23 protein-coding genes, 1 pseudogene and 1 riboswitch are annotated in these 26,553 nt (G+C 38.4%); of the genes and pseudogenes, 14 read left to right on the top strand and 10 right to left on the bottom strand.

The genetic code is table 11. The annotated features are described in order from the left end of the window. Positions 1-528 precede the first annotated feature (528 nt). Together ACFSGI_RS01715 and ACFSGI_RS01710 are read left to right on the top strand one after the other, a co-directional pair. Positions 529-1,458 (top strand): DUF2268 domain-containing putative Zn-dependent protease, encoded by a 930-nt coding sequence (locus tag ACFSGI_RS01715; protein ID WP_204826659.1) that lies wholly within the window; start codon positions 529-531, stop codon positions 1,456-1,458. Positions 1,459-1,462: 4 nt separating this feature from the next. After that, positions 1,463-2,212: a MerR family transcriptional regulator gene (locus ACFSGI_RS01710; protein ID WP_379282247.1), complete on the top strand. Its 750-nt coding sequence runs from the start codon at positions 1,463-1,465 to the stop codon at positions 2,210-2,212. A gap of 476 nt (positions 2,213-2,688) precedes the next feature. On the opposite strand, the gene ACFSGI_RS01705 is transcribed toward ACFSGI_RS01710, so the two are convergent. Beyond that, a complete protein-coding gene (locus ACFSGI_RS01705) occupies positions 2,689-4,080 on the bottom strand; it encodes an NCS2 family permease (protein WP_204826657.1) in 1,392 nt (463 codons plus the stop codon). Between the two features lie 171 nt (positions 4,081-4,251). After that, positions 4,252-4,350, bottom strand: a riboswitch (purine riboswitch). A 446-nt stretch (positions 4,351-4,796) separates the two neighbouring features. Here ACFSGI_RS01705 and ACFSGI_RS01700 point away from each other — a divergent pair. From ACFSGI_RS01700 to ACFSGI_RS01675, 6 genes are all read left to right on the top strand, one after another. Next, positions 4,797-5,597: an ABC transporter ATP-binding protein gene (locus tag ACFSGI_RS01700; protein ID WP_204826656.1), complete on the top strand. Its 801-nt coding sequence runs from the start codon at positions 4,797-4,799 to the stop codon at positions 5,595-5,597. A gap of 3 nt (positions 5,598-5,600) precedes the next feature. Next, the gene (locus ACFSGI_RS01695) at positions 5,601-6,413 is read left to right on the top strand and encodes an ABC transporter permease (RefSeq protein WP_204826655.1); all 813 of its coding nucleotides are present in this window, start codon (positions 5,601-5,603) and stop codon (positions 6,411-6,413) included. Further along, positions 6,413-7,312, top strand: a complete 900-nt coding sequence (locus tag ACFSGI_RS01690; RefSeq protein ID WP_204826654.1) for an ABC transporter permease — start codon at positions 6,413-6,415, stop codon at positions 7,310-7,312. The genes ACFSGI_RS01695 and ACFSGI_RS01690 overlap by 1 nt, the downstream gene beginning before the upstream one ends. 116 nt (positions 7,313-7,428) lie before the next feature. Beyond that, positions 7,429-8,505 carry an ABC transporter substrate-binding protein gene (locus ACFSGI_RS01685; RefSeq protein WP_204826653.1) on the top strand — a complete coding sequence of 359 codons (1,077 nt, stop codon included), beginning with the start codon at positions 7,429-7,431 and terminating at the stop codon, positions 8,503-8,505. Positions 8,506-8,592: 87 nt separating this feature from the next. Further along, on the top strand, positions 8,593-10,056 hold the full coding sequence (locus tag ACFSGI_RS01680) for a CoA-acylating methylmalonate-semialdehyde dehydrogenase (RefSeq protein ID WP_204826652.1): 1,464 nt from the start codon (positions 8,593-8,595) through the stop codon (positions 10,054-10,056). 71 nt (positions 10,057-10,127) lie between these two features. Then, on the top strand, positions 10,128-11,486 hold the full coding sequence (locus ACFSGI_RS01675) for an aspartate aminotransferase family protein (RefSeq protein ID WP_204826651.1): 1,359 nt from the start codon (positions 10,128-10,130) through the stop codon (positions 11,484-11,486). Here ACFSGI_RS01675 and ACFSGI_RS01670 read toward each other — a convergent pair. Beyond that, positions 11,461-13,149: a PucR family transcriptional regulator gene (locus ACFSGI_RS01670; RefSeq protein WP_204826650.1), complete on the bottom strand. Its 1,689-nt coding sequence runs from the start codon at positions 13,147-13,149 to the stop codon at positions 11,461-11,463. The genes ACFSGI_RS01675 and ACFSGI_RS01670 overlap by 26 nt on opposite strands. 365 nt (positions 13,150-13,514) lie before the next feature. On the opposite strand from ACFSGI_RS01670, the gene ACFSGI_RS01665 reads away from it, so the two are divergent. The 4 genes from ACFSGI_RS01665 to ACFSGI_RS01650 are packed head-to-tail and all read left to right on the top strand — an operon-like array spanning position 13,515 to position 17,909. Next, the gene (locus ACFSGI_RS01665) at positions 13,515-14,906 is read left to right on the top strand and encodes an NAD(P)-dependent oxidoreductase (protein ID WP_204826649.1); all 1,392 of its coding nucleotides are present in this window, start codon (positions 13,515-13,517) and stop codon (positions 14,904-14,906) included. Between the two features lie 53 nt (positions 14,907-14,959). Continuing rightward, positions 14,960-16,252: an NAD-dependent dihydropyrimidine dehydrogenase subunit PreA gene (preA, locus tag ACFSGI_RS01660; RefSeq protein ID WP_204826648.1), complete on the top strand. Its 1,293-nt coding sequence runs from the start codon at positions 14,960-14,962 to the stop codon at positions 16,250-16,252. After that, entirely contained in the window at positions 16,249-17,682 is a 1,434-nt protein-coding gene (hydA, locus tag ACFSGI_RS01655; protein ID WP_204826647.1) for a dihydropyrimidinase, read from the top strand. Before preA ends, hydA begins: the two co-directional genes overlap by 4 nt. Beyond that, positions 17,682-17,909 (top strand): hypothetical protein, encoded by a 228-nt coding sequence (locus ACFSGI_RS01650; RefSeq protein WP_204826646.1) that lies wholly within the window; start codon positions 17,682-17,684, stop codon positions 17,907-17,909. Before hydA ends, ACFSGI_RS01650 begins: the two co-directional genes overlap by 1 nt. Positions 17,910-18,082: 173 nt before the next feature. On the opposite strand, the gene ACFSGI_RS01645 is transcribed toward ACFSGI_RS01650, so the two are convergent. From ACFSGI_RS01645 to ACFSGI_RS01610, 8 genes and pseudogenes are all read right to left on the bottom strand, one after another. Then, positions 18,083-18,862: a lytic polysaccharide monooxygenase gene (locus ACFSGI_RS01645; protein ID WP_204826645.1), complete on the bottom strand. Its 780-nt coding sequence runs from the start codon at positions 18,860-18,862 to the stop codon at positions 18,083-18,085. Between the two features lie 63 nt (positions 18,863-18,925). Next, a complete protein-coding gene (locus tag ACFSGI_RS01640; protein WP_379282263.1) occupies positions 18,926-19,129 on the bottom strand; it encodes a carbohydrate-binding protein in 204 nt (67 codons plus the stop codon). Between the two features lie 6 nt (positions 19,130-19,135). Further along, positions 19,136-20,140: pseudogene (locus ACFSGI_RS01635) on the bottom strand (chitinase); the annotation flags it as partial. Between the two features lie 345 nt (positions 20,141-20,485). After that, positions 20,486-21,325 (bottom strand): helix-turn-helix domain-containing protein, encoded by an 840-nt coding sequence (locus ACFSGI_RS01630; RefSeq protein WP_204826643.1) that lies wholly within the window; start codon positions 21,323-21,325, stop codon positions 20,486-20,488. A 213-nt stretch (positions 21,326-21,538) separates the two neighbouring features. Beyond that, positions 21,539-21,907, bottom strand: coding sequence for a hypothetical protein (locus tag ACFSGI_RS01625; protein ID WP_204826642.1), 369 nt, complete (start codon positions 21,905-21,907; stop codon positions 21,539-21,541). Between the two features lie 320 nt (positions 21,908-22,227). Next, positions 22,228-23,385: a DNA glycosylase AlkZ-like family protein gene (locus ACFSGI_RS01620; protein ID WP_204826641.1), complete on the bottom strand. Its 1,158-nt coding sequence runs from the start codon at positions 23,383-23,385 to the stop codon at positions 22,228-22,230. A 28-nt stretch (positions 23,386-23,413) separates the two neighbouring features. After that, entirely contained in the window at positions 23,414-24,052 is a 639-nt protein-coding gene (locus ACFSGI_RS01615; protein WP_204826640.1) for a lysozyme inhibitor LprI family protein, read from the bottom strand. Positions 24,053-24,143: 91 nt separating this feature from the next. Beyond that, positions 24,144-24,551: a DUF5071 domain-containing protein gene (locus ACFSGI_RS01610; RefSeq protein WP_204826639.1), complete on the bottom strand. Its 408-nt coding sequence runs from the start codon at positions 24,549-24,551 to the stop codon at positions 24,144-24,146. Positions 24,552-24,851: 300 nt separating this feature from the next. On the opposite strand from ACFSGI_RS01610, the gene ACFSGI_RS01605 reads away from it, so the two are divergent. Next, entirely contained in the window at positions 24,852-26,012 is a 1,161-nt protein-coding gene (locus ACFSGI_RS01605; RefSeq protein ID WP_204826638.1) for an AAA family ATPase, read from the top strand. 5 nt (positions 26,013-26,017) lie between these two features. Then, positions 26,018-26,533 (top strand): hypothetical protein, encoded by a 516-nt coding sequence (locus ACFSGI_RS01600; protein WP_204826637.1) that lies wholly within the window; start codon positions 26,018-26,020, stop codon positions 26,531-26,533. Positions 26,534-26,553 lie beyond the last annotated feature (20 nt).

Genomic DNA, 26,553 nt, shown 5'->3' with positions numbered 1-26,553 from the left:
TCGTTGTTCAGTTTTCAAAGATCAAACATTTCGTTTTTGTTGTCTGTGTTTCTCGGTGACAACTTTTATATCATATCATGTTTCCAACCACTTGGCAAGTACTTTTTTTGAAGTATTTTTTCAAGTTGTTTTCGTATGATATTTGTGTTTGTTGTCGTTCGTTCGTGACAACTTTTATAATATATCATGGTTGAATTTATTTAGCAAGCATTATTTTATATTTTTTAATTTATTATTCTATTAGTACGTATTAAGTAGAAACCTGATTGTTATTCCTATTGAAGTTTATTTATTATATTCCTTTAATAGTCGAGCCAACAGAGTCTCTACTCTCTACTCTCTACTCTCTACTCTCTACTCTCTACTCTCTACTCTCTACTCTCTACTCTCTACTCTCTACTCTCTACATTATTCTATGATTGGGCGAATTAAAAATGAAAGTTTATGATATGTGTATTCTTTTCTTGACTGTCACGTAAGGGGATACTTAATAATGGAATCATTATCTTTGACAGGGGAGTGATTGCAATGAATATAAAGGCACTACGTTCAGATCGAATATATCAAGCAATTATAAATACCTCATCAGAACAAAAGGTAGAACAATATCGCACACAGATGTTGCTTCCTTTTATAAAGAAATGGGATATTCAGCAGATCCCTTATCGAACAGATGCTTTTCATTCATTTGATGTGATTACATTGAATAATATAATGAATATTGCTCCACCAGATATTACCGAGACTCTGTATCCTCTTTTAAAAGCAATCTCATCTGAGCAGTTCTGGAAAGATTGTGACGCTGCTGTTCATAATAGCTTGAACTTATTTGTGCAAAATCAAATTCATTTGAATGTTACTCAATATATATATACCGTTTTATTAGGGGATTCTAATAGTTCCGTATTAGCGATCAATGAAGGAATCTGTGGAGATGGTGGAATTCCTGGTCACATTCTAGTTACACTGATTCCAAACGAATACACACTTCCTCGTATTCAATCTGTACTCGCACATGAATGCAATCATAATGTAAGATATCAATTTATTCCTTGGAATTATGAGCATATAATGTTAGGAGAATTAATTGTTAGTGAAGGTTTGGCTGAAAATTTTGCTACGGGTCTATATGGTGAACATTTATTAGGTCCATGGGTGTCCAAAACAGATATGAGTACTTTAAATAATCAAATTAAACCACTATTAGAAGATAAGCTTGACCGAAGTGGCTTTCATCAAATAAGCCCTTATTTATACGGTGATGAAATTACTAAATTGCAATATGGTGAGCCAGTAGGTATGCCTTATGCAGGTGGTTATGCTTGTGGTTATTATTTGATTCAGTATTATTTAAAGAAAACTGGAAAAAGTATAATAGAAGCAACTATTACGCCAGCAGAACTTATTCTTGCTGAGACAAAGGAATTTTGGCATGAAATCACAACTATTCACGATTAAAGATATGCTGCACATTACGGGAATCACTAAACGAACATTGCATCATTATCATAAAATCGGTTTGTTGCATCCAAGTCATATTGGTGAGAATGGATACCGATTATATGATCGACAAGCACTTGCGACGTTACAGATGATTTTACTATTTAAAGAAATGGGCTTTTCACTTACAGAGATATCCACCATACTTCCTTTATCTAAGGATGAACAAACAGAGATTTTGCTTCAGCAACGCAGTCTACTCGAACGCCAAAAACAAAAGTTAACAACAGTTATCGAACAATTGGATCATTATATAGAAGGAACAGATATACAGAAGCTGAATATATTCGATGATTCTTCTACTTTTTCTATTGAAGATCAGTATGATACAGAAGCAAAATTGGTGTATGGAGCTACTAAAAAATATCAGGAATTTCAAGCCAACTTAGAACATTTATCTGATAGTGCTAAAAAAGAGAAATACACACAATTTTCGGCAGACATTGAACATATTTTTCATAGGATAGCTCAATATGAGCAACTTTCTCCATCTGCTAATGAAGTACAAGATTTAATCAGTCAATGGAGTCGTATGCTAGGGCGATTTATGGTTTGTGATGGAGCTATTTTATTGTGTATAGCAGAGACCTATATGACTGATGAACGTTTTGTTCGTTATTTTGATCGGTTTGGCGAAAAAGGTTATTTGGACTTTTTGTATCGTTCTATTGTTTATTTTGTGAAAGAGCATAAAGAATTGAGTAAAAATTAAATAGCTAGAAGCAATAAGATCAATTTAAGAAAATGAATTCGGTTCAATGATATAGAAAAAGAATAAATTGAATAGATCCAGCATATCCATTGAAAATATACACTATACTCATGAAAAATATAGGCTACAAAATAATAAGTAAATAAATGAATAAGTAAATGAACCAAATATAATAATCTAAATATACATGAACTACATCAAAAACCCCTTTAACGGCTTTGTTAGCTGTTAAAGGGGTTTTGAGTTTTGTTACTCTTTAATTCGTTTCGGGCTTGTTTATTATTTGTTTATTACATTTTTAGTTATTCATGAATTTGTTGGTTTCATCATTTGTGGTGTTACTCCGCCAGACTTGCGTCCATTGTGGAAGAATCCCTACTGCTGTTCCTTTTCAAAGGATGAATTAGCATTAAATCATGAATGTTTCACTAGGATGATTTGATTTTGATTCGAAAATATAATGTGATGATACCCGATTACTCTGAACCCAGGAATACATAGCGACAGATCACCAGAATAGCTAGCAACCACATCAACCAGTGTACTTTTACTTTGCGCGGAGAAGCAATATTGCTAAAGAATCCTAAAACGACGAAAGCAATAATACCTGCTGAGATACCGTTAGCAATACCATTTGTAAATGGCATAAAGATAATCGTTAAGAAAGCAGGGAATGCTTGCATAAAGTCGTCCCATTCAATCTTGCTTACTTGGCTCATCATCAATACACCAACAATTACTAATGCTGGAGCTGTTGCCGCAGACGGAACAACCAATGCTAATGGAGCAATAAACAATGCACATAAGAACAATACGCCTGTTGTGATTGCTGTCAAACCTGTACGTCCACCTTCAGCTACACCTGCTGTACTTTCTACATAAGAAGTAATTGTACTTGTACCTAGAACAGCACCTGCACTTACCCCTACTGCATCTACCAACATCGCTTTGCTGATTTTCTTTTCGCCTTCTTCTTTGTTTTTGAACAATCCTGCACGTTCGGCTGTACCAACAAGTGTACCGAATGTATCGAATAGTTCTACAAACGTAAAGATAAAGATGATTTCAAATAGTCCTATACCGATTGCACCTTTGATATCTAATTGTCCGACAGCTAGATTATCGAAAGAAGGAATCCAGTGTGCCGTCGACAAACTACTTAGATCAGTAACACCCATTGGAATACCGATTAACGTCACAACGATAATACCAATCAATAATCCACCTTTAACTCGCAATACCATGAGTATTCCGATTACGAACAACCCGATAATAGCAAGCAGTGTATCCGGGCTATGCATGAAATCTCCTAATGCTAATTGGAAATCAGAACCTTTAACTGTGACAGGCGCTGCTAACTGTGCAACATCTGTAACATTTTTAACTGTAGCTGATACTGAAATAACATTTCCCAACTTCAAACCAATAATCGTTACAAACAATCCTATACCTACAGTGATCGCAAATTTGATCGATTGCGGTACAGCGACCAGTAGCAACTGACGAACTTTGGTAATCGTTAAAATAATGAAGATAATCCCCGAAAGAAACACAGCGCCTAAAGCCGCTTGCCATGTGATCATTCCGTTGGAGCTAAGTACAACTGTCATAAAGTAAGCATTCAAACCCATACCTGGTGCAAGTGCTACCGGAATATTTGCAAATAACCCCATTAAAATGGTTACCAATCCAGCACCTACTGCTGTAGCAAAAAATACGCCTTCCGCAGGTATGCCTGCTCCACCTGGTCCCAAGAACAAGTTATTAACGAATAGAATGTAAGCCATTGTGATGAAGGTTGTTAACCCTGCAACCATTTCTGTTTTTACACTCGTACCGTGTTCCTTCAACTTAAAGAAACGTTCCATTATTGCTATCTTCCTCCTCTTGGAAATGAATAGATAAAACGACAAAAGACCCCGATGGACGAGCTGTTCATCGGGGTCTCTAAAATCAGAATAAACGCGTATGATGTTATCTTCAAAACTACCTACTCTATATCTGTATAGATAGTAGACTAGATGTCAAAGAAAATTCATACTGCTATTTCTTCATTCCGTAGAGAGATCATTCCGGTGATCCGTAGAGACTCCTGAGCCTATTCTCAGGATTATACGAAGTGTTTTTCAATTGTCGCCAAACTCTATTCGCTGTCTTTGATACGTGTTGTTATTTTCATATCAAACAGCTTTACTTGTTACATTCTAGGACAGGATTATATTGTTGTCAATCAAAAAGCGAATGTTAATTATACACATATGAATAATCGTTCGTTAATCTGTAAATTTTATGCACAATATTGCTTCACTTCTCTCTTTTTATTGTCAAAAAATGATAGATTTCTTCTAATTTTAGCGGTTACAACGATGATCTGGACAAAATGACTCAATTTTATGATAGCAATCTTACTTTTTGTCTAGTGCTACCTATTCATATTACATTTAATATGTTAGTTAATCGAACATTAAGTCATATTACCTAACATATTATATTGATTTCGTTTGAATTATTGATTATGATGTGACTTATCCAGTTAGATTAAGCATCATAATATGTTTTATGAATCTTTAAAGGGGGAAACCATATGTCTTTGACTGCTTCGACTGTCACGCATCAAACACACATACCTGAGATTCAGCTAAACAATATTGAAATGCGTTACTCTACAGATACTGCTGATGTACTGGCTCTTCATCAAGTGAGTCTAGATATTGCCAAAGGAGAGTTTGTTTCTCTATTGGGGCCTTCTGGTTGTGGAAAAACTACACTGCTGCGGCTTATGGCTGATCTAATTCAGCCTACTAATGGAACTATTCATGTCGCAGGTAAAACTGCTAAAGAAGCACGATTATCACAAAAGTATGGGATTGTATTTCAAAGTCCTGTGTTATACGACTGGCGCAAAGTAAAACAAAATGTAGCTTTGCCGCTAGAACTAACAGGTGTTAGTAAAAGTGAACGTGAACGCAAAGCACTCGAATTATTAGAATTAGTAGGGTTAGAAAAATTTGCAGATCAATATCCATGGCAACTTAGTGGTGGGATGCAACAACGAGTAGCGATTGCTAGAGCTCTTGCTATGGAGCCTGAAATTTTACTGATGGATGAACCATTCTCCGCTTTGGATGAATTTTCAAGAGAACGATTAAATGAAGAGTTATTATCTGTATGGAATCAAATTCAGAATACGATTGTATTTGTGACTCACAGTATTCCTGAATCGATTTTTTTGTCAGACCGGGTATTCGTGTTATCGCCGCATCCCGGACGTTTATCTGCTGTAGTGGAGATTCCTCTGCCAAGACCACGTACACAGGAAATGCGTAACAGCCCGGAATTTTTTGAATTAATTGCGCAGATTCGCGATAGCTTTGAAGGGGTGTGACGTATGAGAGGAAATAGCCTTTTTTTACGCAATCGCCTTTTGCCTGCTGTTGTATGGATCGCTGTTATGTTGGTGATCTGGGAGATTACATCTTGGGCTATCTTAAATGTAGGTCATCTTCCTTTGGCGCAATCCAAGCTTCCTTATCTTCATGAAGTAGTTGCAACCAGTATTCACTATAGCGGCACATTGATACAAGAAGGAAGTGCTACCTTCGGAAATGCTGGAATTGGATTTCTACTGGGTGCACTAGCAGGTGTAATACTCGCTATATTAATGAGTGTCTCTACCTGGATCGAAAAATTAACATTTCCTTATGCAATAGCTTCACAGATGATTCCGGTGCTTGGACTTGCTCCTATTATTTATGGAATTGTACGCGATGAATATATCTCTCGCATTATTATCTCAGGTTATATCACTTTCTTTCCCGTAGCGCTAAATATGTTGCGTGGATTACGTAGTGTAGAACCTTCGGCGCTGGAATTAATGTATTCTTATGCGGCAAAACCTTGGAGTATTTACTGGAAACTACGATTGCCTGCTGCTATCCCTGGACTTTTCAGCGGATTAAAAATCGCTGCTCCTCTAGCTGTAACTGGCGCTATTCTAGTTGAACTGATGGGAGCACAACATGGCATAGGCGTAATTATGCTTCGCAATCTATATTATGGCCCTTCTCATGTGTATATGTTCTGGTCGACTGTCTTTGTAGGTGCATTGCTTGGCATAGTCAGCTATTGGTTGATTAGCTTGATCGAACGTATCGTATCACCGTGGCAGCCAGAATTCCGCTCTAAAGGAGGCCGCCATTAATGGAAAAGCCATCGTTACAAAACAAAAAATTAACAGCTACATATCTATCTGACACTTCATCTACAGCAATTGATTCTTTTCCCTTGCAACCAACAGATCAATCTTTGCATACACGTAATCGTTCCAAAAAATCATTTCTAGGTGGTGGAAAAGTATGGTTTCCTCTTTGTTTAGGTATTTTGTTCGTGCTGTTATGGCAAATCGAGGTTTTTCACAAGATATTTGATCTGAAAAAGTATCAACTTCCTCTTCCATCTGCAATTGCTTCATCTATACAAGAAAATTGGAGTCTACTGCTGTCCTATACAGGATATACATTGACTGAAGCTGTATTGGGGATGATTATAGGTTCTTTGTTTGGATTTGTGATTGCTCTTATCGCTACTGCTTCTCCACGATGGGGTGCTGGCAGTCTAACGCTGGTAGCCGCTCTCAATGCTGTCCCTATTGTAGCCCTCGCTCCTATTATGAATTTGTGGTTTGGTGACGGTATCGGTTCTCGTATTGCTATCGTCACTGCAACAACGATGGCTGCAATGGCTCTCAATGCTTATAAAGGCATGTCATCTGTGAATCCGTTAGCTCTTGATCTGATGTATTCTTATGCAGCCAATAAAGCAAAAGTATTTCGTTATTTGCGTATCCAAAACAGCTTACCTTATGTATTCACCGCTCTCAAAATTAACGCTACAGCCAGTATGATTGGAGCGATTGTAGGTGAATTTTTCTTTTCTTCGCAGGGACTCGGTTACCTCCTCTCCAACTCGATCAAAATTGCCAAAATGCCATTGGGCTGGTCATGTATCGTGCTTGCTGCTATTGCAGGCATTCTATTTTATATGATCGTAGAACGATTAGAAAAAGTATGTATTCGCTGGCATCCTTCTCAGCGTACATGATGTTAAATGTACACATTCTACTTAATCGGAATCAACACCTATTTGTATAGCATGCATCTGTTGGATTTGGATACACATCTATTCAGGATAGATCAACTATTCAGGGGGAATGAAAGATGAAGATAAAACCACAAAAAATTCAAGCCAGTCTTGTGATTATGCTGGTGATTATGATCACTGTACTGGTGGGATGCGGTGGAATGAAAAGCGCTTCAACAGATGCTGGTGCAGCAACAAGTACAGGCGAGTCTACTTCCACTGAACCTACAACAGTGAAATTACAATTAAAATGGGTGCCACAAGCACAATTTGCAGGCTATTTTGTTGCTAAAGATAAAGGCTACTATGAGCAAGAAGGGCTGAATGTTGAAATTCTTCCTGGTGGACCGGATATTGTTCCCGAACAACAAGTTGCGGGAGGCTCCGCAGATATTGGAGTGGATTGGGTAGGAAGCCTACTTACCAGTCAAGAACAAGAAATGCCATTGATACAAATCGCTCAGATTTTCCAAAAAAGTGGTCTGGTGCTTGTATCCAAAAAGTCTGCTGGTATCAACACCCCTGCTGATCTAAAAGGTAAAAAAGTAGGGAATTGGATGGGCGGAAATGAATTTGAATTGTTAGCTTTATTCGATAAGTATGGACTGGATCCGAATAAAGATGTGAGCTTTACGAAACAAGGATTTACAATGGATCAATTTCTAGGTGGGGAATTGGATGCCGCTTCTGCCATGACATACAACGAGTATCAAATCTTGTTAGAGTCTGGTCTCAAAGATAGCGATCTTAATGTAATTGATATGAATGATGAAGGTGTAGCGATGTTGGAAGATAATCTTTTTGCAAATAAAGAGTGGTTAGATGCTAATAAAGAAACAGCAGCCAAATTTGTTCGCGCTTCGTTAAAAGGCTGGAAAGATGCTATAGCTGATCCTGAAGCCGCTGTTGATAGTGTCATGAAGCAAGCCGAATCGGGCAGTACTACTAAAGAGCATCAACTTAAAATGATGCAAGAAGTCGCCAAATTGATCCAACCACAAGGAATGGATGAAGCTAAAATGGGATATACTGACGAAAAAATGTTCCAGCAGACGGCTGATATTGCTTTGAAGTTTGGAGTCATTAAAGAAGCTGCTAATGTGCAAGAAGCGTATACCAATGAAATTGTAGATATGGCTAGCAAAACACAGTAATTATTTCGCTCCTCTATCAGCTATAGCACTATTGCTCTTATTTATTGCTACTATCTTATGTTCTCGATTTGAAAGGAGTTCTTAGAGATGTCTGTAATCAACAAGACGATACAGAAAGTACAAAACTATATCGGTGGACAATGGGTAGAATCGACCACTACCAAGTGGGATGAAGTGTACAATCCTGCTACAGGTGAACTTATAGCTTATGTTCCGTTATCCAGTAGTGAAGAAGTGGATCATGCTGTGGATGTTGCTCAAACCGCGTATCAAAGCTGGAAAAAAATCGCTGTGCCTAAGCGAGCCCGTTACTTTTTTGATTATCAGCAATTGCTTGTTAAGCATTGGGATGAACTTGCAGCATTGATTACACTTGAAAATGGAAAAAGCCTAGAAGAAGCGTATGGCGAAGTACAACGAGGCATTGAATGTGTAGAATTTGCCGCCGGTGCACCTACGTTGATGATGGGTAGTCAGTTACCTGATATTGCAACAGGGATTGAGTCCGGTATGTATCGTTATCCGATCGGTGTTATTGGAGGTATTGCTCCTTTTAATTTTCCGATGATGGTTCCTTGCTGGATGTTTCCTTTAGCTATTGCTTGCGGTAATACATTTGTCCTCAAGCCTTCTGAACGGACACCATTACTGGTTAATCGTCTAGCAGAATTATTTGCTGAAGCCGGATTTCCGCCAGGGGTACTTAATATTGTGCATGGTGCTCATGAAGTAGTGAATACATTGCTAGCTCATGAAGAGGTCAAAGCAATCTCTTTTGTCGGCTCGCAACCTGTTGCTGAATATGTATACAAAACAGGAACAGCGCATGGCAAACGGGTGCAAGCTTTAGCAGGAGCAAAAAATCATTCGATCGTACTACCGGATGCTGATCTGGATAATGCAGTCAAAAATATTATTGCCGCGGCTTTCGGCTCGGCAGGTGAACGTTGTATGGCTTGTGCTGTCGTCGTTGCACATGAACAAATTGCAGATGAATTGGTCGAGCGGTTACGTATTGCTGCTAACGAGATCACGATAGGAAATGGTGCAGATCAAGGTGTATTTCTAGGACCTGTTATTCGTCCTGCCAATAAAGAACGGACGATTGCTTATATTGAATCAGGAGAACAGGAACAAGCTACATTAATACGTGACGGTCGACAAGATCAGGCTGTGCATGAACAGGGTTATTTTATCGGCCCTACGATCTTCGATCATGTCACAACTGAAATGAAAATCTGGCAAGATGAGATTTTTGCACCTGTATTATCTATTGTGCGAGCTAAAGATATCAGTGAAGCTATAACAATTACCAATACTTCTCCATTTGCTAATGGTGCTTGTATTTATACTGACAGTGCCAAAGCAATTCGTGAATTCAGGGAAGAGATTGATGCTGGTATGTTAGGCGTAAATCTGGGAGTGCCTGCTCCAATGGCTTTTTTTCCTTTTGCCGGCTACAAAAAGTCGTTCTATGGCGACCTGCATGCTAATGGACGTGATGGGGTTGAATTTTATACTCGCAAAAAAATGGTAACAGCTCGCTATTGAAATAAGCCTTACTACACTCGCTACAAACATCTAACTATTTAATTATGAAATCACCGAGAGGAGAAATCATTATGCTCGAATTAGGAACGGATTACGAATCAGCTATTAAAAAGGATCAACAATATCTGTGGCATAATATTACTCCTTATAATGAAGCTGCTCCACCGATGATTGCGGCTACAGGTAGTGGATCATGGGTAACCGATACAAATGGTCAGCGATATATGGATGGTATGTCAGGTCTATGGTGTGTAAATGTTGGGTATGGGCGTAAAGAATTAGCAGAGGCTGCTTATGAACAATTGCTACAGCTTCCTTATTTTCCATTAACACAAAGTCATATGCCTGCTATTGCGCTAGCAGAAAAGTTAAATAATTGGCTTGGTGATGATTATGTGATCTTCTTTTCAAATAGTGGTTCTGAAGCGAATGAAGCCGCCTTCAAAATTGCTCGTCAGTATCAACAACAGATTGGTCAACATTATCGCCACAAATTTATTTCACGTTATCGCGGATATCATGGAAGTTCTATGGGTGCACTTGCCGCTACAGGACAAGCTCAGCGCAAATATAAATATGAACCGTTGGGCGGCGGATTTCTGCATGTAGCTCCACCGGATAGTTATCGTCGTCCAGCAGGGCAAACGATCGAAGAATTCAATCTACAGTGTGCGCAAGCAATCGAAGATATGATCATCTGGGAAGGTGTCGAGACGATCGCGGCTGTCATTATGGAACCTGTTATCACCGGCGGTGGTATTATTATCCCTCATCAAGTGTATATGGATCGTGTACAAGAAATCTGCCGGACTCATGGTGTATTGCTGATTATTGATGAAGTGATCTGTGGATTTGGACGTTCCGGTCAAAAGTTCGGCCATCATAATTTTGGAGTAAAACCTGATATCGTTACGATGGCTAAAGGATTAACCAGTGGTTATCTGCCGCTCTCTGCTACTGCTGTACGCAAAGATATCTATGAAGCGTTCAAAGATAAAACTGATGATTACGGACACTTTCGTCATGTGAATACATTTGGTGGTAATCCAGCAGCATGTGCCCTAGCACTGCGCAACCTAGAAGTCATCGAACAAGAAAATTTAATCGAACGTGCTCGTCTGTTGGGGCAACGTCTCCATACAGGGCTGTTAGATATTGTAGATCATCCTCTCATTGGTGATATTCGTAGCTTCGGTCTAGTAACAGGTGTAGAACTGGTCGAAGATAAAACCAGCAAAAAACCAGCTTCCTTAGATATCGTAAAATCCATTATTGCCGGTTGTAAAAGTAAAGGATTGATTATTGGCAAAAATGGCGATACGGTCGCTGGCTATAATAATGTACTTACATTTGCACCACCATTATCTTCAACAGACGAAGACTTGGAGTTCTTGATGACTACGTTCAAACATGTGATGAGTGAGCATTAGGTAACGACATTTTCTCAGGATACAGAAATTGATAGGCACGCAAAGCTACTTGAATCGATATACGATTTTCAGGTGACATATAATCTTCACCTAACAATTCGGTGATTTTGTCCAAACGGTAATACAGCGATTGACGTACGATAAATAATTTCTGGGCTGCAATCTGCTTGGAACCATCATGATCAAGATACACTCGTAGTGTAAGCAATAATTCGCTACCTTTGGTCTGATCATGATCAATTAAAGGCCCTAGATAGTTGCGAATAAATGTTTGCAGCGTTTTGCCATCGTTGAGACTAAGCAGTAATTGAAAAACACCTAATTCTTCATAAAACAACAACGTATTCTCAGAGCAAGTATAAAGAGACAATGCCTGCACCGCTTCCTGATAACTGGCTGAAGCATTTTTCAAATGATGACCTGCTTTACTGACACCGATAATTAATTTCAAATGCTTGAGCTTATCATCGGAATGAATCTGTTGCAATGATTGTAATGCCTGCTGAAGTCTTGGCTTCGCGGGCATTTTGGCTTGTCTATCTAGCGCTATCACAGTCAGACGATTGTTTTTGAGGGTGATTAACGGATGGAACAGATACTTCTCAAAAATAGAACGCAATACTAGAGAAAGATGGAATGTGATCGATTCCCACTCATTTTCTGAACTATTCCATTTCACATCTTGAGGATTTTCAATCTCGATCAGACAGACACGATAAGGCAATTCATTCATCATATTAAAATCAGGGCCGATCAGACTTTTGAGTCGGTTCTCGTCTTCGATACGTCCATAGATCAATTCCTCCACCCATAGATTCTCTGAAAATAATTTGCGTTCTTCCATATAACGGGTACGCAACAATTCTTGAGCAATCGAAAGTGAAGCCGAATCTAATAATAAACAATCATATTCTTGCGGTTTGTGCGGACAGATCAACATGATATATGCCCATGTTTGATCTAGAGCTCCTACAGGTTTTAAGACAATACTTTGCTGTTGATATTCACGAAAATAGGGTGCTGTGTCATGCTGTATCCCATCCATACTTTCGTTAAACTCTGCGAAAAATTGCAATAAAGGGCGTTGTTTCTCAGGAGATAATGCGGGAAAAAAAGTAGGCTTACCTTGCAACTGTAAATAAACGACCTGCTGATGGGTACTTTGATGCAATAGTTGCAATACTTTATGAGTGCCTTGCGAAGTTAATGTCAGTCGATTAAATTCACGAGAAATACGTTCTAGCTTTTGGAGCATCCGGTGATGGTGATTGATAATCAATGAATGGAGATCAAGTGTAATATCTACAAACCGTACAGTTTCTTTGAAGATGATCAATGGAAAATCATAACGATCAGCAAGTTCAATCATTTCAACTGGAATCTGTTGAAAAAAGTCTCCTAATTCAATACAAAGACACGCTGCTTTTTTCTGAATTAAATTCTCCATAAATTCAAGCGCTGTTGTAAGCTCGCTATGGAATTGTATCCCTGTTGTCAAAATCATTTCTTCGCCATGAATCAAACTTTCGAAATTGGAACTTTCCAGAATATGCACCCAGCGAACAGAATTCGATATGCCTCTACTTCCACCGATTACTTCTGCTTGAGCAAATAATGGTCTTGTCATCGCATCTTCGATTGTAAACATACGGTTACTATCCATATTCCCCCACCTTTCTGTAAGCAACGAATAGATTGTATTCTGCTCAAGTAGCGCTCAACCGGACCTGTATCTGCACTATCCCGGGCTTCATTTCTCTATTCAAACGATTCAAAAACAGCCGTCAAAAATTAACTTTCGAAATTAGACACTCTGTCTAGTGTAAAAAAAAGAGACATTGTCTATAGTTTTAATATATAAATGTCAGAATACATAACCTATATAGATATAAATTATACTATATTTATGATTTTGATGGTATTTATAAATATTTTCAACAAAAATATCTAAATTATATCGAAAACCTATTAAAATGTGTTACATTATTTAACATTATAAAGATAAGAAACTCTAAGGAGGTTTACCCGATGGAACATTCTTCTACATTTACTTCATTTTCACCAGATATGTTTATGCGTAATTTTGCTGAAGCAGAGCCTGGTCTAACCCATAAGGGAGCTATAGAAGAATCGAATCGCTGTCTGTACTGTTATGATGCGCCCTGTATAACAGCTTGTCCTACCGGAATCAATATCCCTTCTTTTATCAAACGAATCGCTACCGACAATCTAAAAGGTGCTGCGTATACGATCATGGATGCTAATCCTGTTGGCGCCAGTTGTGCTCGTGTCTGCCCAACAGAAGAACTATGTGAAGGCGCATGTGTACTCAATGAAAGTTCCAAACCAATAGATATTGGTAGATTGCAACGATATGCAACTGATTGGGCTATCGAAAACAATGCTCAATTATTCGAAGCAGGTATCACAAATGAGAAAAAAGTGGCTGTTATCGGTGGAGGCCCTGCTGGACTAGCAGCCGCTCGTGAATTGGCACGTGAAGGATTTCAGGTAGTGATCTACGAATCCAAACCACTTGCAGGCGGACTGGATACTCATGGTATTGTGTCATTCCGTTTACCTCAGTCGATCTCTCTCTGGGAAGTGGAACAAGTTCAAAAGTTAGGTGTAGAGATTCGTACCAATATGAAAGTAGGCACAGACATTACTTCCGAGCAGTTACTTGCTGAATATGATGCTGTTGTATTAGCAGCAGGTATGGGTTATGTCCCTCCTATCCGTATTGAGGGTGAACAACTAGAAGGTGTCTATGATGCAATTCAATTGGTTGAACAGACCAAAACCGGTCAACCCAATATTAATCTACTCGGCAAAAAAGTAGCTGTCATTGGTGCAGGAAATACTGCCATTGATGGAGCTACCTGTTCAGTACGTTTGGGTGCTGCCAATGTAAAAATGGTTTATCGTCGGACACGTGAAGAAATGACAGCTTATGATTTTGAATATGAATTTGCCAAACAAGAAGGTGTCGAATTCAACTGGTTAACGCTACCTAAACGAATTATCGGTGATGCTACCGGTAAAGTTACCCATCTAGAATGTGTACACATGAAATTAACAGGCGAGATCGGTAAAGATGGACGATTGGTACCCATGCCTGTAGAAGGTTCTGAATTCTTAATGCCTGTAGATGCTGTTGTAACAGCAATTGGACAAGAACGTCGGACAGATCTTATCGAACACTTTGGATTGGAACATTCATGGGGCGTTGTCACAATAGATACTACAACTCACCGTACATCTAATCCTAAAGTATATGCCGCTGGTGATATTATATTTGGAGCAGGCCAAGGTGAAGCAATGGTTGTATCGGCAGCACAACAAGGCAAATTAGCTGCTTATGCGATTAGCAAACACTTGCTTCCTCAACAAGATCATTCACTGAGTTCGATCGTATAATATGTTGTTGTTCCTGATCTAGATGAAATGATATTTATAGGAGGTTGTTAATTATGGCAGATTTGAGTATTGATCTTGCAGGTATTCGTTCCCCTAACCCGTTCTGGCTCGCTTCTGCGCCGCCTACTAATACAGGGTATCAAGTACAGCGTGCTTTTGAAGCTGGTTGGGGTGGTGCAGTCTGGAAAACGCTAGGTGATCCGATTATTAATACATCTGCCCGCTTTGCAGCCGTTAATTTCAATGGACAACGAGTCGCTGGCTTTAACAATATTGAATTGATCTCAGATCGTCCGTTGGATGTGAATCTCAAAGAAATCTATGAAACGAAAAAACGATTTCCCAACCATGCGGTTATCGCTTCACTGATGGTTGAACCGACACAATATAAATGGCACGAAATTGTAAAGCGAGTCGAAGATGTTGGTGTGGATGGACTTGAACTTAACTTTGGTTGTCCTCATGGTATGGCTGAACGTGGAATGGGAGCTGCTTCTGGTCAGCAACCTGATCTCGTGCAAGCTCAGACCACATGGGCTAAAGAAGTTGCAACTACTCCTGTTATTGTAAAATTAACACCAAATATCACAGACATTACTGTCGTTGCCCGTCATGCTGTTAAAGGTGGTGCAGATGCGATCAGTCTGATCAATACGATTAATAGTCTAGCCGGTGTTGATATCCATAGCTGGAATACCATTCCTCATGTAGGGGGTAAAGGTGCACATGGCGGATATTGCGGCCCTGCAGTAAAGCCGATTGCACTCAATATGTTAGCAGAGTGTGCACGTGATCTAAATGTAGGTGTACCGATATCCGGTATCGGTGGTATCTCTACATGGCAAGATGTGGTTGAATTTATGTTAATGGGTGCTACAGGTATTCAGGTCTGTACGGCAGCCATGCATCATGGATTCCGTATTGTTGAAGAAATGATCGATGGTCTAAATAATTATTTGGATGATAAAGGTCTGACATCGGTTCATGAACTGATTGGTCAAAGTGTATCCCGTTACTCCAATTGGGGGGATCTGGATCTTAATTATCAGGTAGTAGCTCGTATTAATGAAGAAAATTGTATTAACTGCAACAAGTGCCATATTGCTTGTGAAGACACTTCTCACCAATGTATTGATATGTTGACTAATGCTGAAGGTAAAAGCATTTTGCAAGTACGTGAAGAAGATTGCGTAGGTTGTAATCTATGTTCGATTGTCTGCCCGATCGATGGAGCAATTGATATGATCGAAATTGAAAATGGCATGGCACCGATGAGTTGGAACGATCGTCAAAAAATGATCGGTTCACTGAATAATTCCTATACCGGAGCAGAGGTGATTGGATGAAAAAGATTATTCGAAATGGAACGATTGTCACAGCATCCGATACGTACGTCGCTGATTTATTAATCGAAAATGGGATTATTGCCAGTATAGGACTTCATATCGAAGCTGAAGAGGCAGAAATAATTGATGCAAGTGGTTGTTATGTTTTTCCAGGAGGGATAGATCCTCATACTCATCTGGATATGCCTTTCGGTGGTACAGTCACTGCTGATGATTTTGAAACAGGTACCAAAGCAGCCGCATTCGGTGGAACAACGACAGTCATTGATTTCTGCTTAACGACTAAAGGCAATACATTGCAAAGCGCTGTAGATACATGGCATCACAAATCACGAGACAAAGCAGTGATCGATTATAGCTTTCATCTTATGGTGTCCGAGATTAATGATATCGTACTGGATGAATTACCTCAGATTATTGAAAATGAAGGCATCACTTCTTTTAAAGTATTTATGGCATACAAAAATACATTTCAAGCCGATGATGGCACATTGTTTAGAACGTTACAGACAGCTAAGCGCGAAGGCGCATTGGTTATGGTACATGCTGAAAATGGCGATGTCATCGAATATCTGGTCGAACAAGCACTGGCTGCTGGACAGACTGATCCGATCTATCATGCACTGACTCGTCCTCCTGAATTAGAAGGCGAAGCAACTGGACGTGCCGCTTACCTTACCGGTCTTACCGATTCGCAATTATACGTCGTACATGTAACCTGTGCTGAAGCTGTCTACAAAATTGAAGAAGCTCGCCGTAAAGGTCTACGTGTATATGGAGAAACGTGTCCACAATATTTACTGTTGGATCAGACCGATCTGGAGAAGCCCGATTTTGAAGGTGCAAAATATGTATGGTCTCCTCCACTACGTGAGAAATGGAATCAAGATGTACTCTGGGATGCGCTCTGGAATGGCAGTCTACAAACAATCGGCTCCGATCAGTGTTCATTTAATTTTAAAGGACAAAAAGATCTGGGAATTGATGACTTCTCCAAAATTCCGAATGGTGGTCCAATGATCGAAGATCGATTCAGTGTATTGTATTCAGAAGGGGTCGCCAAAGGGCGGATCTCACTTAACAAATTTGTCGATATTATCGCTACAGCCAGTTCACGTCTATTTGGACTCTTCCCGCAAAAAGGGACACTTGCGATCGGTAGCGATGCAGATATCGTTATTTTCGATCCTACTGTAAAACGAACAATCTCCGCACAAACACATCATATGAATGTCGATTATAACGCTTTTGAAGGAATAGAAATTACAGGGGAACCGGTATCTGTACTCAGCCGGGGCGAATTTGTGATTCGAGATAAGCAGTTTGTTGGTACACCGGGAGCCGGTCAATACTTGCACCGTAATCGGTTTGAAGTACCTACGGTAGAGTTATCTTCTACAACAGAAAAAGTAAGCGGAGGGGTACTATAATGTCTGCGTTCGCTGATTTTGAAAAAGAAAAGCTGGCGATCGATCAATTACTGGATAACGGATATGTGGTAATTGCGATTCAGGAAAGTCTAGAAGGTGCATTGATCAAATTCGCTAAAGATCGCGCTAGTGCTCAACCTGATGATCTGCATCTTATTACTGCGGATGCTCGTAAATATCTAACCACTCGCTTACTGATGAATCAACAGCTCGCTCGTTCGGTGTAATCTCTCCTCGCTTACCCATTTTGCATACTACTATTCAAAAAAGCCCATCTACACCGAACCAGTACCTCTTACTGGATTCGATCAGATGAGCTTTGAACTGTATGCGTGTTTGAAATACAATGTAAACATTTCAAAAACTAAACTGAACTTAAAATCATATAGAAAATATAAAATTATTGCAATCTCGCAAGCAATTCCCAGACATCCGATGTACCTGGCGCTTCTCCACTTGTCCACCATTTGGCACGATACGTTTTGCCATTATAACTTACAGTGTCTCCGCCAACATAAATAGCAGAAGCAGTCCAAGCATTAGCAGCAGGCGTCTCTGGATCAGGTGTTGGTGGTGTGCCTCCTGTGCCCTGACCTGTAACATTCACATCGATCACCTGATAAAAAGCATTAGCGGTATCACTAATATCCCATACGCCCAAAATCACATGATAACCACTACGATCTGATGGAATTGTAATCGTCTGACTCACTGTTGCGGCAGGCTTGGCTCCATTATCGTTGATAACAGCGATTTCCTGTAGTGAACTACGCTTCAGCGGCTCATTTGGATTCCAGCCTTGTTTGGTCATATAATATTTCCAACTGGCTGTTGCATGTTGAGCAGTTAATTTCCATTGCACTTTAAGTGCCCCTGTTTTGATATCGGTTTTGTGCCAGCGGGTGGATGTCTGCTCATCTAATGGTGCAAACCCTGCTACCCCACCACTAGCGATATGTCCATCTGCTGGCCCTGCCGCAGGATATCCTTTAAGTGCTTCGATACTTTGTGGTTCATATTGTGCACTGCCTACATTCGTATTAAGTCCCAGTGCATTCGAACCTTTGTAAGCACGACTAGCAGGCTGTTCGATATAACCATGTGCCCATATGGTACTGCTTATCAGCAAAGCACATGTACTGATAGCAACTGTTGCTGTCATTACTTTTCTCCAATTCATCTACAGACCTCCCCAATGATAGACTTCGCTATGCGGTATACATGAATCTGATCAAAGCATGTATTATAGTTGTTGCCATACATCGGCTTGTCCTGGTGTCTCACCGGTAGTCCACCATTTGGCACGATACGTTTTGCCGTTATAGCTCACTGTATCTCCGCCAACATATACAGCAGATGCTGTCCATGCTTTGGCTGTCGGTTGTTCAGGATTAGTTGGTGTAGTCGGTGTTGTAGGAGTCGTTGGCGCAGTTCCGTTATAGATCAAGTTATAGTATGCATTAGAAAAGGCTTTGTTATACGGTGTTCCGGCGCTATTGCTACCCAGATCCCAGTTCACCGACCATGTCATTACACCTTTGAGCGATTGCCCTTGTGATTGTAATTTGGAAAATACGTTATAGACTACAGTTGGATCTTTGACCGTTCCATTGCCACCTGCATCTGGATTCGCTGGCAACCCTAGCACTAATTTGTCGGCTGGAATCTGTAACAATCCTCTTGTTCCATGAATAAAGGAATCTGCCATATAGTAAAGGAAATTGTATTTGTCTGCATCTGAATTTTGCGCTAACCATTTGCTCACTTCATCTACCCAAATACCGTCACCTGCTTGATTGTATAGTTGAGGCGCTATAAAGTCATAATAACCGGCTAGACTGGTTAAGTACGGTTCGTATGCACCACCTGGCTTGAGGTATGGAAATTCTGGAGCCATGCTGATCAGAAAGTTCTGTCCTTGTGCTTTGTAATGATTTTTGACGATTTTGAGCGCGGCTGGAATAACGGTTGTGTTACTGCCTGCTTTGATCGAATTTTGCTCTAGATCGATATCTAATCCATCAAATCCATACACATCGACCAGGCGAATAATTTCATTGGCAAATGCTTGCTCTTGTCCTGCACTAAGTTGCACATGAGCATCTGCTCCACCTAACGAAAGAATAACGGCTGTTCCTCTTGCATTTAATGTAGCGACTTGCTGACGAAATTCAGCATCGGTTCCTCGATCCGGCTTAAATGTAGGAATACCATTTCCAGTCATAAAAGCAACGGTAACCACATTGTACGCTGTTGGAGATTCGCTTAAAGCGATCGTGCGTGAAGTTCCTCCTGCATATCCATCTTTGGCAGAAGACGTCCAATTTTGCCAGTAGCCCACCATAATTTTTTTACCACTAATACTTGGCATAGTTGAAGCACTATCTGCGGCTTGAGTAGTAGGCATAGAGGTTGCTAATAGCGAGCAACTCATCACACCAGCGAGTACCCATTTCATTAATTTGCCTTTTTGAATGATATTCATTATATGCACTCCTTCAAATAGTGGAATAAGATCATGCGTTGTACGACGGTTGCTTCTCACGACATCTTGATAGACGATTCAATCACGAACAGACGAATATCCTCCTTTTCCAATAAATTCCTTATTTCAGGTATAACTGAATTATAATGCTTATATTGTGAAAAACTTATGTATATCCGCATAATATAAGGCGAATTGTTCATCCAAACATCTGCCTTTCTATGCGTTATTGGATAAGTCAGTTAGAAAGACAAAAAACCTTCTCCATATGGAAAAGGTGAACGATGTATATAGATAGTTAATAGAACAGACTATCGATCAATATGTGCAAAATAAATCTTGTAGTAACTTTGATCTAGCGTAACACTGCTCTGCTTTGAACTGTTGTCCGATCTGCTCATAACTGTAGCCACATTCATAATACAGTTGATCGAGGTAATAACCAATTTTACGATTTTCACAATAGCGAATACCTTGTGTCGCATATTCAATAGCCATCCGGTAATCTTGTGTATCCGAGTAAGCTTTAGATAAATAATAAAAAATAGGCGTAAACTGATCATTATCCTCACGATACACATGAAGTGCACGCAAGCATTTATGTAACCAACCAATACACGCTCTGTAATCTCCATCGAATCCATAAGCAATTGCCAGTGCTTGAATGACTTCGATCTCATACAAAGCTGGAATCCGTTCGCAATGATATGTTAATTTCAGTGCTAATTGAATCATAGGAAATCCACGATCTACAGCTCCTAGATGCACATACGCATTTCCTTTCTGATACAGTACAAATTGCTGATCCATCAACGAATAACGACATATCGCTTCCACTTGATGATCTTCAATATACTGCAATAACTCCTGATACATATGCTTTTTTTGCAAATATTTAATATTTTTACGAATAGTCTGAATCTCATTGATCTGCTGTTCGTTCATATCGAAAAAAATACGGATATCGAGACTAAACTTATGTGCAATCTGAAATAAAATCTCAGCAGACACCGATTCGACTCCTTTTTCAATACGACTGATCTGTGATTGATTGCAAATACCTAAAGCCAATTGTTGCTGTGTTAATCCACGTTGCTGTCGAATTTCTCGAATCCGTTGCCCGATCCAGCGGTAATCCAGTACAGTCTGGCTAACCAATGTGCACTACCTCCTGAATACTTCTGTTATACCTCTATCATAAGGATTAAAGTACGTTAGCATCAGGTGTAGAAATACGCATATCGAGAGAATTTCTTAGTATCTATTAGAAAAGAAGATCATTTTGGTGGTATCTTAGATTTGATACTATTTTAGATAAACGATTCGTGATTGTGTTGAATAGAAAAATAATCACCCGGTATTCTCTAGACTTTATGGATAATCCAGTGTTCCTTTTACAACGATATACTTGCCTTTATGATCTTCAAATACTTTGACATGGATTTTTGTACCTTCTTGAAATTTGGCAAGATTCATTGTGTAGACAGTTGTCTTAACGGTGGCTTGAAAAGGAATAGATGTTGGTCGCTCAATCTTTACTACAAGTATAATCTCCGGTTGTCCACTGTTATATTGACCTGTCGGGGTCATCGAAATAATGGTGGCTCGTGCAGAATAACCTTCCAGTATCGTCTGTTCGGTTATACTTTTTCTGCTCAAGACTCGTGGTAACACAATCGCAACCACTGCAAAAAAAATCAGTAACCCGATACAACCTAATATCAGCGTGAATGGTTCCAATACTCTAATCTCCTTTGGCTTGATAGATACCTGCTCTCGCTCTGATTCAAGCGTTAGAGTATTCAAGTATCTATCAGTGTATTATGTATATTCTTATTGGGATAAAAATACTGTTTTCGTATACATTATGCTTCGTACGTGTAAACTTTTTATTCTATTGCACTGCTTATATCTTATCATGTTCTAGAAGTAACCTCTAAGAGAAGTGATCTCATGAATATAGGATTCAAGTGTATATCTTAATCAACAATAAAAAAAGCTACCTTAATAGATGCAGTAGGTAGCTCTTTGAGATGTTGTTCTTTTCAATATGAGGGTTATTACTTCAAATAAGTAATTTCTGGCACAGGAACAACCTGCTCTGCTTCGACAAATACACATAACTGTTGCAAAATCGATTCAATCGTTGGCTTATATTGTACGGCTTGAGCTGAATCAAATAACGTTAACTTTTGCACCTGTAATTGTTGGCGTTGACGATCGTTTTTGAGATCAATCACCCCGACAATCTGTTCTCCAATCAAAATGGGCATCGCAAAATAGCCATATTGTCGTTGTTCTTTCGGCATATAACTTTCAAGCTTATAATTTACGTCAAATAACTTCAACAACCGCGACCGATCTCGAATCATATTATCAAAAGGAGACAAAAATGTCGCCGCGCTCCCTTCTACTTTTTCCAAAGTAGTTAGTAACGGAACATCCTGTGTACGAATAAAATGTTCTTCGGCAAATTCTTCGATCTGTATACGTTGGATATGTCCTTGCTCCAACTGTTGCTTCACATAGTCGCTGACTGCCGTTTTAGTGAGATTAAAGCAAGCTTTTAATTCTTTGAGTGTAGCTATTCCTAAATTCTCAAACGTTAAATCAAGCAAATACGTATTCAATGTTGGTTCATGTTCGATTGTGCGATGATCTTCTATATTCTGCTCTGTTCGTGTATATAACTTATTGAAATGGTGATCTCGACTGACTTTGATTAAGCCTGCACGCCATAATTGGTCTAATGCTCGCCTTGCCGGTGTCATACTCCATGTCGCTCCACTTGATGGATGATCATGTTCAATATCACGCGAACGCAATGGCTGATCGACCTGCACTTGCTCGTAAATATTCAATAACAAATCGATATTGGATTGATTCGTCATTTTCAAATAATGGTGTGCAAAATAGTGATGCAAATGCTCATAAGAGGATGCTGGCAACAAACACAAAGCAAACAGATACACTTCAAATATCGACTGCTGATCGTACAGCTCCAACAACCATTCCCGCTGATACCGATGATCTCTTGACCAGAAAAACAAATCTTGACTACGAGATAACACATTCATCGTATCAAGCTGGACATACCCGAGACGGTTGAGTATATGTAAGACTCCACTAGCATCCTGATAGTGATTAAGGTGAGGTTGTAGTAGTCCTTGTTGATGCAATTGCAGACGCTTCATCTGTGCTCTGGTCGTTGTCAGCATGAAATCCTCCTGTTATTGATTGCATAGGTTATTGATACACAAATTGCAGGTGGTGATCATTGCGTTCGTAGTAATATTCCATCAATTGAATCGTTCGTTCGCGTGTTCTAGACAATTGAGCACTGACTGCACTGACTTGCCCTTGAGAACCAAAATACGCATCTTTCAAAAATGTATCTTCGACAAACTCTGATTCTTCTTGATCATATGTTGCCCAACCTTTTTGAGATTGTTGCAACAAAGTGTACTGAGATGCAGATAACTTGGACTTCAATTGTTGCATTACATGATCCATTTCGATATCCCATAATTTTAAATATTTTCCTTCAAGTGCAACCCAACCAGCAGTCGAGAACTCACTAGAGTTCTGAAATTCATTATACTCTTTATGATAAGCCTGATCTAACGGATTGTTATGAATCAGATGATTAAATGTATCTTCCGGATCCATCTGGTAGTCCCCATAATATTGAGTATCTTCTGTAGATTCTTCCGATTGCTCTGTAGAAGTCTGATTGGCTTTGGTTGTATTTTGATTAACTTCAGCCGACGCTGTAACACTTGGTTTGGATGTGGCAGTAGCTTCTGGTGTCGTTGCCTGATGATTCGATTGACCACAAGCTGTTAATACCGTGCATGTTAAAAGTAAACTAATCGTCCATTTCATAAATATTCTCCTTGTATACGTTAGTTGTATCTGATTGTAGATTACAATTAAATTGATATGTAGAATCAAACCGTTATTTGGATATTTAAAATCACGAATTTTCTGGATCATGATCTAATGTAGCTAAAATCTCTTGTGCTGTAATATGACTTTCCGTTTCATACTCCCATTTTGTCGGTGAATCAGCTATACGACGAATTTCTGGTTCTAGTTTCCGAATCAAAGCTACAGGTAAAAAACCAACAATATATTGCAGACACCATTCGATCCATTCGGTATCATCCGTATGCAATACGTCTCGCACATGAGGAACAATTTCATTAGGAACGGTAAGCAGTATTTTGGACATCGGTATAGCAACAGGCCAGTTGATATCCTGCAACCATACAAGTAACTCTGGCAGAATAGGAATTAATTGTTGAGGTTCTAATTGCTGTAATCGCTGGATAGCGCCAAAATCAAATTTGGACTCTGGGATTAAATGGTTGGATTCAGTCATTTTCAAGCCTCCTTTTCTTAACCATATAATAAAATGAAAAAGTAAAATTTACAGGCTTGATTTCTTTTGATTTCATTTTGGTATTTTTTGAGGACTAAATATCTAAATATAAGGCGATCCTTTTCTTTATCTGGTATTTAAGATTTTCTTATAGAAAGGTATCTTAAAAAATAAGAAAAAAATCCTTACTATTTATTAAATAAACAACAATTGCGATTTTTATAAATAAAAATAAAATATTTATGATAAAATAATCATTAAAAAAACGATTATTACGTTTATATGAGGATGTGAACATAAATGAGAATTCTAAAAATAAAGATTTCTGGATTAGACTTATTTAAGGAAGGTCTTGAAATTAGCTGGTTGGCACAACAAAATGTTACAGAGGATAATAATCAGGGGCTTCATTCATTGTTTTCTAATATCTTCACACATAATGTGCTATCTATTATAGGTATTAATGCCTCAGGAAAAACAACAGTTTTAAAAGTTGTTACTGCTATTATGGATATTTTCTTAGCGAATGAAAAGTTAAATAGTTCTCAAGCTAAAGAAGTACTTATTGGTAAAAATATCATGATTGAGACTTACTACTACAGCGATTCCAAAAACATAATAAAACTTCAATCTTATATAGATAAAAATAAAGAAAACGAATTATGTTTTTCTGAAGAAATATTATGGCAAAAAAAATCATCTAGTGTTAAGAGTAAAAATAAACTATTTGAATTTGATCAAAAAAAATATGCTAAAAAACGTTCTTTGGAAGATCATCAATATTTAGCAGATGACATAAGTATTTTTATTGCTGAAATTAAACAAGAAAAAATAAAGATTCAAATCCATGATTTTATTCGATTCACCAACTTTAATTTTATGGGGATTTCTGGTGAAATACCTGTTGAAGTCATTAGCTTTCTAGATCCTAGTATTGAATATGTAAAAGTAAGTCACAAAGATAATGATTATAAAAAAAGCTTAGTACAATTAAAATTCACTCAACAAAAACAGCCTATTGAATTTAGTAATATTTTAGATTTAGATAAATATCTTTCTTCGGGAACTATAAAAGGATTAAATATGTTTGCTTATATTTATTCCACTTTAAAAAATAGTGGATATCTTATTGTTGACGAAATTGAAAATCATTTTAATAAGTCTATTGTGCGTACTATTATTGAATTGTTTAGAAATCCTAAAGTAAATCCACATGGAGCGATGCTTATATTTTCCACTCATTATCCAGAATTGCTAGACGATTTTGATCGTAATGATAGTATCTACATTACTAAAAAAACAGATACACTTACACTAACTAACTTATCACAATTATTAAAAAGAAATGATCTCAAAAAGAGCGAAGTATACCAAAGCGATTATTTAGAAGGTACAGCACCTAAATATAATGCTTATATAAATTTAAAAGAAAGTATTAGCAAACATGCTACCGAGGTATAACAAATATGAGCAACTATCTAATTGCTTGTATTTGTGAAGGTTCTTTTGAACAAGCTATTATCGAAATTCTTTTAGAACATGATCAATTGATTTTTTCGATAGATCAACTTTTGGAGAAAGAAGTACTTCGTTGCCGAAAAGCAGCTAACTTTCAAAATCGTTATTTAGATAAAGCAATGAATAAACCTATCAAAGTCTACAGAATACTAGATTCAAGAAATGAAAATTTTAAATTATCTAAACCGTATGCTAAAAAAGTTGAAATTATCAATATTATTACTGCTCCAGAAATTGAAATGCTTATTATTCACGCAGAAAATAAATACAATGAATATTCTCGATCTCGTATGAAACCTAGCGAGTTTGTAATTTCTGCTTTAAAAATGAGAAGTGTAAAAACGTACGATTTTGCTAAAAACTATTTTTCTAATATTGATCAATTACTTGATGCTATACAGCAGTATCATTCTAAAGCAAATTTACCGAAAAACGAGCTGACATTAAAAGATTTATTAAAATAATTTCTGAATTTCAATTCACA

The organism is Paenibacillus nicotianae (assembly GCF_042681745.1).
Classification (GTDB): Bacteria; Bacillota; Bacilli; order Paenibacillales; family Paenibacillaceae; genus Saccharibacillus; species Saccharibacillus nicotianae.
This window is presented reverse-complemented; position numbering and strand designations above follow the sequence as displayed.